The organism is Aurantimonas aggregata, from assembly GCF_010500835.1.
GTDB classification, from domain to species: Bacteria; Pseudomonadota; Alphaproteobacteria; order Rhizobiales; family Rhizobiaceae; genus Aurantimonas; species Aurantimonas aggregata.
The window spans coordinates 1-4,253 of the sequence record NZ_JAAAMJ010000061.1; the positions used below are offsets into that span (position 1 = coordinate 1).

The 4,253-nt window shown below is 61.6% G+C and carries 1 protein-coding gene and 2 pseudogenes; all 3 read right to left on the reverse strand.

The genetic code is table 11. The annotated features are described in order from the left end of the window. Nucleotides 1–124: 124 nt before the first annotated feature. Nucleotides 125–1,021: a PAS domain-containing protein gene (locus GTW51_RS23150; RefSeq protein WP_163046379.1), complete on the reverse strand. Its 897-nt coding sequence runs from the start codon at nt 1,019–1,021 to the stop codon at nt 125–127. A gap of 852 nt (nt 1,022–1,873) precedes the next feature. After that, nucleotides 1,874–3,164 (reverse strand): annotated as a pseudogene (locus GTW51_RS23155) (IS1182 family transposase). Nucleotides 3,165–3,611: 447 nt separating this feature from the next. Next, a pseudogene (locus tag GTW51_RS23160) lies at nt 3,612–4,253 on the reverse strand (IS110 family RNA-guided transposase); the annotation flags it as partial.

A 4,253-nucleotide genomic window follows, 5' to 3' on the forward strand; every position in this document is an offset into this window, starting at 1 on the left:
TCCTCCCTGTGATCCAAAACCATCCGAACCGCGCGGGCGCGCACCTCGGGACTAAACGGCGGAGTTCTCTTCGTCATGGCTCCAGTCTCTCAAGAGTTGGAGCCTCCGACAAACTCGGGGCGGTTCACAGCTTCTGCATCTCTGCGTCTGGAAGCCTTTTGAGTTGCCGTCTCAAGCTATCAACCGATCGACCTTCAAGTTTCTTGGGAGAGACGCCGGCGGCTTCTGCGAACCGCGTTGAAACTTCTCGAAAGCGACGATCCGCGTCAAATTGCCATAACCAGTCGGACGAGTTGTCGACGAAGCTTTTCAGGAGCATCTCGATGACGGAACTCTTTTCTCGCGCCTCGATCTCCGCGGCCACACGCTGAACCAGCATTTTCGCATGTGTTGAGGAACCAACGAGGATGATGGCGACGCAGACCACGAACATCAGAGCCAACACACCGTTGGCCTCGGTGGCGTCGTAAAGGATGAAGACCGTCGAGCTGAAAATCAGCGGGGTGACAAAAGCCAAAACGGCCTGAGGGAGTGGCGCTAGTGCGAAAGCCGCGCCACAGATCATGCCGATCGCGACGGTATTGACGATTACCCGTACGAAGGGATCAGCTTCCCCGAGCAAGATCAGCGGCATCACTGCCCACGCACTCCCCAGGATAGCCGAGTGAATGGTAAGCCGCGTTGTCCCGCGCCGGGATGCGTGAGTTCTTTCCCCCCTGCCGCGTCTGATCCACCAGCCGTGCAGCGCGAGTAGACACGGCACCCATACGGCAGCCGCCCATGCGGCCATCATGGCAGCTCCGGCCGTATGGCGCAGACCGAAGGCGACTACGGCCGCAATTGCCAGAGAGGCCAGCATCATCGCCGGCGTCAGTTGAGCAACAGACGTGAGCTGCCGAGCCCTGAAGCGCCCAGCCGTTGCGTCATGATGCTGGTCGAGCCCGGTTACTCCGTCCAGCGTTCGTCCGAGAATCGTCAACGTGGACCGGAGCATGGACTGCCGCTTCATGATGGTGCACAACAAATGTCACTCTGCGCGACAACCATCTAAGAGTCCTAAAGTTTTTTCTACAACTGCGAGTTATGTGCTCGTTGCCGCCGACCCGGGAAATCTCTCGCCCGTAAAGACGACCGCAATCTTGGAGCCGTTCGTCCTGATGGGATCATAGAGATCCCTGGGGAAAACTGGGGGTACTTCTGCGGGTATGCGGCCTCTGACTCCTGATTTATGTCAAGCGACATCATGCACTTATCGAGCCCATTCGGTTGACACCCCATCCGCCATTTCCCTACTCTCAGCGGTCCCTATTTCTCCCAAATCCCTTGCTGCATAGGCAGTCGCGCGGGTAGGTTTCTCCCGTCCAGTCCCGCACCTTTCCATGGATACCCGCATCAAAGGGGGTATTTCTTAGGGTATCGGAGACAGTTTCAGCGCATCGACGGCTAAAGGTCGACTGCGTCCGCAGTCACGTTGGTCGATGCCAACGACTTGATAGCGCGCGGGATCGTAGAGCCTTCGGTATTCCCCGGAGCCAAGTCCGCTGCCCGGACCGCCATAGAGGTGAAGAGCTGGCATCCCGTTCGGATTGCCGGAGCTCTCCCAATAAATCTCGTCTCCATCCGCCATTCGCAGATGCCCGAACTCAAGCGGGACGACTTTATGATGAGGGGGCATGAACGCCTCGCGAGCACCAGCTCTCCAATGTCATAATCTTCTACAGGAGCATGGCAAGCGCAGGTTGCTGGCCACCGTGCCAGGCCATTCGGCATCTGTCTGCTCACGACCTATTCCGTTGAAGAACTCGCCGACAAAGCCGAAGGCGGCATCGTCGGATGCTGGCTTCGGTCTCGTCCATGCGACGTAGCTGTCGGCCTATGCGGGTTTGGGCCGCGGCATCGCGATCAGCTTGGCCATATTCCTGAGGTTCTGGGCGGTGGCTGCGAGGTGGAACTCGTCGCGGGCGCCACACGGTTCGCGCAATTGCAGTCGGTCCAGCTTCAGGATCCGTTTGAGATGCGCGAACAGCATCTCGACTTTCTTCCTCTGCCGTTTCGAGGCGCGGCCTTCCTCGCTGTTCATGATGTCCCGCGCCATATCCAGCGCCCCTTCGAAGATGGAGCGCGAGACCTTGCGGGCCGGCTCACGCGGCGTACAGCGCTCCTTCAGATCACAGGCTTGGCAGTCGAACCGGCTCGCTCGATAGAGGAGCGTGGCGCCGTCATTGACCAGCGTTCCCTTGGTGGTGAGCATCTTGCCGGTCGGGCAGAAGTAGACGTCGCCGGCATGGTCGTAGGTGAAGGCGCTGCGCTCGAACGTCCCGTCTCGGCGCGCCGACTTGTCGAAGACGCTGACATGCGGCTCGATTCCCTGATCGTAGACCAGCCAGCCGAGCATGCCGGCGGAGCCGTAGCCGGTGTCGGCTGCAAGGCGTGCCGGATAAAGGCCGAACCGTTCCCGGGTCCGCTCGATCATTCGCTTGGCTACCGCGACCTCGGCCTGGCGGATCGCCGTTGTCGGCTCGACATCGACGATGATCGCGTTGTCGAGGTCGATCAGATCGTTCGTCTCGTAGGCAAAGTAGGCCAGCCCACCATCGGCGCCGGTCCAACGGGCTGCCGGATCGACCGGGGAGATGAACTTCGGCTCCACCGGCGTCGCGGCGCCGAAGGCGGCATCGTCCAGGACGGCCAGATACTCCTCCACGGCGCGCCTCGGCTTGATCGCCGTCGGCCAGTCAGCCGCTTCGACACCCTTCTGCCGGCTGGCGTCGGCCTTGATCAGACTGCCGTCGACCGCGAACCCTTCGCCGCCCACCAGCCCTTCCTCGATGCAGCGTGCCAGCACCGTCTCGAACAGACGTCGCAGGAGATCGCTGTCGCGAAAGCGGCCATGCCGGTTCTTCGAAAAGGTCGAATGATCGGGCACATCGCCATCGAGCCCGAGACCGCAGAACCAGCGGTAGGCCAGGTTCAGGTGCACCTCGTCGCAGAGCCGCCGCTCGGATCGGATACCGAAGCAGTAGCCGACGATCAGCATGCGCAGGAGCAGTTCCGGATCGATCGAAGGGCGGCCCGTCGAACTGTAGAACGGTGCCAGTTCCCGCCGTAGGTCGGACAGGGTCCACGAAGCGGTCAATCGAGCGAAGAAGATGGCTCGCCGGCACATGCTGGTCGAGCGAGAACTCTTAGAAAAGCGAAGCCTGATCGACTTGACGAGAACCCATCATCGCTTTCGCCTCCCGTTCATTTACAGGAGTGAACCAGCGAAACGGCCCGCGTTCAACCGGTGAGTTTTTCAACGAAATAGGCGCTTAGCTGCCTCTAACGACTGTCTGTTGTTACGACCGCTTTCCATCTGTGGACGCCCCCTTGGGCGCAAGTGGTTTCTGTTGGGTTGGCACGATGTCGGATGCTGCCATCTGTCCGGCCTCTGATGCAGCGTGTCGCTGCGGGCCCGTATGGGAGTTCGCGAACCGGAACCAAAACACCCAGAGCGTGCTCGATGGCACGGTGGAAAGCACTGGTTCTTCCGGCCCCGTCTCGCCGACTGTTGTGCCATACCCTCCTTCGACCGACCTCGCGTCCCGACGGCCTCTGACGACGACCCCGGCTTACGCCGCGACCGCCATCGGAGCTCGATAAGTTCCGCCCTTCGCCAGAAGGGCCCAGACGATACGCGCCATCTTGTTGGCCAGCGCCACCGTCACCAGCATCCGCGGCTTGCGCGCCAGCATCTGTTCCAGCCACGATCCCTTCGCGGTCCCGCGCCGCGTTGCCTGGATGATCACGGCGCTAGCCCCGATGATCAGAAGGCGCCGCAGCGTTCGCTCGCCCATCTTAGAGGTCGCGCCGAGCTTCTGATTGCCGCCTGTCGAGTGCTGCGACGGCGTCAGTCCGAGCCAGGCAGCGAAGTCGCGCCCCTTGGCGAACGTCTCGGCTGCTGGTGCCAGGGCCAGCAGCGCCGTCGCGGTGATCGCCCGATCCCGGGAATGGTCATCAACCGCCGCGCCGTCTCCTGCTCGCGGGCGCGCTGGGCGATCTCCTTGTCGAGAGCGGTGATGCGCTCGTCAAGATCGGCGAGGAGGTCGAGCATAACGCGGAACATTGAGACTGCTGCCGGCGGCAAGGAGGCCCCCAGCTCGTCGTCGAGCAGATCACTCAGCATCGAGACGTAGGCAGGCCCCTTCGGCGCAACCCAGCCATACTCGGTCAGGTGACCGCGAATGGCATTGATGAGCTGGGTGCGCTGGCGA